A 6,536-nucleotide genomic window follows, 5' to 3' on the forward strand; every position below is an offset into this window, starting at 1 on the left:
CCATGGATAAAGTTCTGGATACCGGAGAATGGGTGATGCAGCGGGGAGGGAGCGCCGATGATGCGGCCTGGTCCCTTGTGGCCTCTGATAATGCCACTATCCGGCGGGATTACATTCGCCTGTTAGGAGAAGGAGATGATAACTCCACTGCATGGTCCGGACGCTATAAAAATGAATTCGGTAATATGTATGGCGAAGTACATGAAGATATGATTTTTGACCTCAGGGGGGCTCGCCTGGAAACAGAGGGAAACTCGCTCTCACTGGATTTTAGCTCTTGCCCGGAGCGTACAACTCAATTTGCAAGTGCAATCTGGCATTGCGGTGGATTGATCTGTGCATACAATTACAAGAAGGCTGCTCTCAGCTTCAGGCTTTCCGGTCAGGGTACGAACGCTATCAAGGTCAATGCGGAAAGTGAAATTATTCAGATCCAACCAAATGTTGGTAATCTCCGCATTATTAATAATTTTGATGAAGAGTTGGCGCCTTTTATTGACTATGTTGGCCAAAGAAGCCAAATGAGTGGTCAGATGGAGAGCCAGCTTGACAATGCATTAACTGCAACCATTCTTGGTTCAATTGGCAGTGTTAACTTTGAGTCAATCAGCGTATTTGCCGTCGACCATATCCTGTTCCCCGAGCAGAATATCAACCAGCTGAAATCTGCCGGTCTACCGGGCGATATGATTGTATTTGGCGATATCTCTCCGGCGCTGACATCCCTGAACGTTACACCGCTGAACACGACTATTGCCGCCGGGAAAACCGTGCAGTTTACGGCCAACGCCAGCGTGGGCTGGAATGTCTCACCTTCCGGTGCCGGCTCCATCAGCGCCAGCGGCCTGTACCGGGCTCCGGAGAATATCCACGGCGTTCTGCAGAGTGTGAAAATTACCGCAACCGGCCGTAATAAGGGAACAGCTTCTGCCTATGTTGCAGTTGTGCCGTCCTCAGTCATGATTTTACCTGCTTTTGCGGCCATCAAAGAGGTGGCAGATACACAATTATCCCTTCAGTTCAGTGCGACGATGGCAGACTGCGCTAGCCTTGCTGGCTGGAGCGTGTCGCCGGAAGAGTCCACTGGTCCAACGGGAGCCATTGACAAGAATGGCCTGTACACAACCCCTTCTGACGCCTGGCCCAAAGGATATTCATGGGTCACTGTGACTGCCAGCGCTTCTGACGGCAGCACCGCAACGGCACGGGTGCTGCTGGTCAGCCGAACCGCACATGCGGAATTTCCGCTAACACCGCCGCTGCTGACGGAAATGCCTCTGGAGTCAGTGCAACTTTTTTCCGCGACCGGCGATGGTGAAATTAATCCGGAGGTATGGGGGCTTCATCCGCAAGAAGGCTCCGGCACGTTGAGTGATCTGAAGGTTACAGGTAACGAGGATGAGCCGAAATACACCGTTACCTACACTGCGCCGGAGAGCGTGACGGGAGATAAACTGGTGATTATCGCGACGATGGCAGAAGATATGCCTTTGCGTTCCGGCTATGCGCTTGTTGACCTTGCTTCCGAGAAGGCCAATCCATGGAGCCTGCTGGAAGGGGTCTCCACATTACGAGTAACCAGTGAAGTTGGTTCTGGTGAGGCTGAGCTATATAAAAATGGGGTAAACCAGGCTGCTGTTAATATCCAGTTCACAGGGTTTAGAACAGATAAAGAAACGGGAAGACCTGAGTACATTAGTGTTGAACTGGACGATATTTTACCGCACATGAAGCTTGTTGATTACGTTACGGGCGAAGAGTTGCCCCGCGGTGGCTCCGCTGGATGGGTATATACGGTGCAGGAAAATAGTTATAAACGACTGCCGGTTTCTGGGGTTGCTAATCAGATAAAGGAAAATGTAGCCCAGAATGTTAATACTTATACCTTATATGTCACCTGTGACAAGGATGAGCAAAGTTCAGCGAAGAGGATTGCCGTAAGCGTTGAACTCAAGGATGGAACCGTTATCAGTACAGCAAATGGTGAATCTTCTGGTTTTGACAGCTCGCTGATAATTAACGGTCGTCCGGGCATTATTTATTCAGTAAATAAGGGAGTCTCTGTTACGGCACCATCCGCCCCGGTGACTAAAATGATGGCGGACTGGGCCAGCCTCGATGTAGCTGTTGGCTGTTACACCGACCGTGATGACCAATGTGAGATAAGGATAGATAAGTTCATTATTTCCCCTAACGCCAACGGCATCACAGAATTCAGAACGGGAAAATTTAGCGATGGTGTTATTGACGATATCACGATAAGCAATATCCAGACTATGTGGAAGGATAAGCAGGAGTTTGTTTTTGACTGTCTGAGTGGTTCAGGTCGCCAGTGTGCCGTAATGGGGGTGACCACAAAGGATGTGCAGGAAGGATCGGCGAATATCTGGTTTGCTGGCCCCACGGTAATACTGAATAAAGGTCAAATTTATTTTTCTGACGAGAATAAAGACGTTATCTATCGGGTATCTATTCCTGAGTTCAGTGACACGGAAGGACAAGATCAAACGTGCATTACCCTGCTGAAGGTCAAGACGCCTATAGCCGTTAAGCCATACCGGTGGACATCGGTAGACCTGGAGCCTGACCTGGTCATTACCGATGATTACGGTAATACTGGAAGGTTGCATTTCAAATGGGATGAAAGCGAATATTACGATAAACCTTATATTTCATAAATCTTAGAATAAGCAGACCCCTTAAACTCAGGGGTCTGTATTTTATTTTCAATTAGTAATTGTCATATGTGCTTAGTAATGGTGTGGGCATAATCATGCCTTTTAATAGTGATGGGGTTTAATATTATTAATGGAGTGATTTAATGAGAGATGACTTTAATACGCATGCGGAAAATTTCAACGGCAGTGTCAATACTAGTGTTAATCCACGAACAGGTTTGTATAATGTTGGTTTACAGCTTATTTCCTGTTCGGCCAATAATGCATTAGGCCCTGTAATTAATTTGGGATTAGCATATGATCCTCTTTCATTGAGAAACTTAGGATTCGGAACGGGATTTTCGTTGGGACTTACACAATATGATGTCCATACAGGAACGCTGAGCTTATCGTCAGGTGAACAATACCACGTTACTGAAACGACCGGTCAGCCTGTTATTTTGCAAAAAAAGTTGAATAACTTCCGTTTCATTAAGAGTGAATCATCTTATAGTGTTGTGTGGAAAAACGGAATGACAGAAACGCTGATGGGTCCAAATGAATTATCGATAATCAAAATGCCTGTTGAGCTCTCAGGCCCGATGGGCCATACCGTTAATTTCCAGTGGGATTACACTGGCGATGTACCACGATTGACAGCTGTGAAAGATAGTGTCAGAACATTACTCGGAGTAGAATATAATGACGGGTTGTCAACTATATTGTCATTGTTCCCGGGTAGCAATAATGAAACTTTATATGTATTGAGCTTCGCAAATAATAATTTAATTAAGCTAGCACATCGTAGCTTATCACTTCAGAGAAACGAGACGGTATCAGCTGTTTCCCTTGAGTGGCTATTCAGTTATCAAACAGTGGGTGATTTGTATTTGATCGGTGGAATGGATACCCCTACAGGTCTGAGAGAAGATGTGGTCTGGCAGGCTAATATTATGCGATTCCCTGACAAATCAGGACTTAAAGCACTTCCGGCAATCGTTCGCCATACAAGAATGCCTGGTGGAGGACAGCCAGACGTCGTGACCAAATGGTCCTGGTCAGACACTAACTATCTGGGGCTGGGAGGCAATAATGACTGGGAACCGCACAATGATAATATCTTTGGCATTACCGGTAATTATGAATATTCATCTACAGAGACACTTACCGGTAAAAAGACAGAAATAATAACGACAAGAACATTTAATAAATTTCATCAAATGACTAAGGAGCAAAGAAAAAGAGATGGAGCCGCTAGCGTACAGTCAATGGAATACTATGCTGACGTTAATGAAAATTTTGAAAAACAGCCTGAACAATTTCTGCTAATCCGGAAAAAAGAGGAGTATCTAAGCGATAGCACGGGTAATTCAGGAAAGCCTGCAATTACACTCTTCGAGTATGATGAGCAAGGGAACCCCATCAGTAGTACATCACCCGATGGAATACTTACCACATATGTTTGGTATGACCCTAAAGGTGAGGACGGATGTCCTCCATCTAATGATAGTTTTACCCGTTATCTGAAAAAGAAATCTGCCACTTTTCCAACGGTAAATGGTTATTCTGATGTTCCATCAGAAATGACAATATATACTTACTCCCAACTTGGACATACAGCATATATTACGCAAGGTACTCAGAGAATTTACAGCGGCGACACGCTTATCAAACAAATCGAGAATGAGTATGCGTCGAACACAGATTCCCCTGAATTTGGCCGTATTACTGCAATTACAGAAAAAATATATAATACCGATGATCTAACTGAATATGCCACAAAGCAGACATTTACTACCTCTTTTTCAGATGAAAAGATGACTCAGAAAACGACTATTATTACACATGATGGTTTACAGGTGACTACATCAAGAACTATTTCTGTCTTGACAGGGTTTTTACTGGAAGAGGTTGACTCACAGGGGGTAAAGACTGCTTATGAATATGACAGCTTTGGCAGAATCACCAGCCGGGCGTTAGCACCCCATAGCAATTATGAACATATAACAACATGGTCATATAACAAAACCACTATGCCTTCTACGACAGAAACGGCTCCAACGGGTGCAAAGACAATCTCTTATTTTGATGGTGAAGGGCGTCTTGTTAAGCGTAAACTTCTTGATATTAATAATACCGGTGATATTTATGAGATATATAATGCGAAGTATGACGAAATAGGCGAGGTTATAGAATCCAATAGCCTGGACTGGCTTACTAATGATGAAGATAGCACGGTGTATACTTTAAATAAAAGTGTAGAATACAGTGAGTGGGGGGAGGCTCAGAAAGTCAATGTATCATCCGGGTTGTCAAAAATATCATCAACTGACCCAATAAGAATGATGAAAGATATACAGCTGCTGGGGGAGTCAAATTCAGGGAGTACAATAACTGGTGTGGAGCGTACACATTTTGATGAACGTAGTTTTTTGCCAATTCGTAGAGAGCTTATCGATACTAATGCTGTAACCCTAAATGAAATTAATTATGTCTATGATGGGCATGGTCGGATACGAAAGATCATTGAACCATGTAATATCATAACTGAATTTAGTTATGATTATCTTGGGCGAGAAGTGGAACGATTATTACCAGATGGAAGCCGTGTTTTAAACCGTTACGCACCTCATTTAACAGAAAATAACTCTATTGAAATTGTTGTTCTGGATAACATGAATAACTCATGGAGGCCAGGAACTCGTTCCTATGATGGTCTCGGAAGATTGGTCCATGAAGATTGTGGTGGACGCTCGACTCATTATACTTATATTGGTAGTAATCCTCTCCCTTCAGAAATAACCCAGCCAGATGGAGGTGTATTAAAATATACTTATATTCCAGAACTCGGTAATGTAGTTAGTAGTATTGTTACCGATAATATCATTCAGACGTTCACTTACGATCCTCTGACGGGTAAGGTACTCACTGCCTGTGAGGGAGACTCTGTAAATAAAAACGAATGGGCAGCTTCTGGTAGCCTGAATGGAGAAACAATTACCCGGGATGAAATCTCAATGACTACTAAGTATTCACGTCTACTTTCTGATGCAGTTGTCACATGGAAAGATGTGAATGGTAAATCTATGACATACTTTCGTGATGAGTATTCTCGTATCATAAAAGTTGAAGATGAAGCTCTGACTGTAGATATTGAATATGATCCATTAGGGCGAGTTAATCGTCAGACGATGACTGATACTGAAACGAGTGCCTCATTAGTTTCCAAAATTGATTATGACGATTTTGGTCGTGAAATTAGTAGGGAAATAAATGATAGCAATGGCACACGCGTTTCTGAGCGCTCAACATGGTATGAAAACGGGTTGCTTGGTACCAGAGAAATCACTCAGAATAATTTAACAGTACGTTTAGAAAATTATTCATACGATTCGCGTAAGCGCCTTATTGGGTATGAGGCATCAGGAAAGGAATTACCTGCGGATGGATATGGTAATTTATTTAAATCCACGGTGTACGTCCTCGATTCAATGAGTAACATAAGAAATGTTACCACGACATTAATTGATGATAATGTAGATGTTGCAACATATCATTATGATAATCCGCTGGATCCTACTCAGCTAACATCAGTATCACATACCCACTCTAATTATCCTCAGATGATTAGACTTAAATATGATGGCTGCGGACGCCTGATTAAGGATGAGTCCGGCCGGACGTTAAGTTACGACAATACAGGGCGTCTTTTGGCAACCAGCAGCAACGAAATTACAGATAGCAAATATTATTATGATGCCGGGAATCGTCTAATTAAACAATATATTGGCGATGGAGATATTCGCAATCTCTATTATGCAGGGAATGAACTGGTTAGTGAGATAAGGACAACAATCAAATGACATTCATGACAACAGA

The 6,536-nt window shown here is 43.4% G+C and carries 2 protein-coding genes; both read left to right on the forward strand.

Features of this window, described 5'->3' with window-relative positions; all coding sequences use genetic code 11:
* On the forward strand, nucleotides 1–2,678 hold a 2,678-nt coding region (locus tag HMPREF0201_RS09310), incomplete at its 5' end, for an Ig-like domain-containing protein (RefSeq protein ID WP_016536343.1).
* A gap of 143 nt (nucleotides 2,679–2,821) precedes the next feature.
* Nucleotides 2,822–6,520 (forward strand): RHS repeat domain-containing protein, encoded by a 3,699-nt coding sequence (locus HMPREF0201_RS09315; protein WP_147293927.1) that lies wholly within the window; start codon nucleotides 2,822–2,824, stop codon nucleotides 6,518–6,520.
* Nucleotides 6,521–6,536 lie beyond the last annotated feature (16 nt).

The sequence above is a fragment of the Cedecea davisae DSM 4568 genome, from assembly GCF_000412335.2.
GTDB lineage: Bacteria > Pseudomonadota > Gammaproteobacteria > Enterobacterales > Enterobacteriaceae > Cedecea > Cedecea davisae.

Coding starts and splice junctions, on each gene's coding strand:
- HMPREF0201_RS09315 (WP_147293927.1), top strand. CDS start 2,822: ATGAGAGATGACTTTAATACGCATGCGGAAAATTTCAACGGCAGTGTC.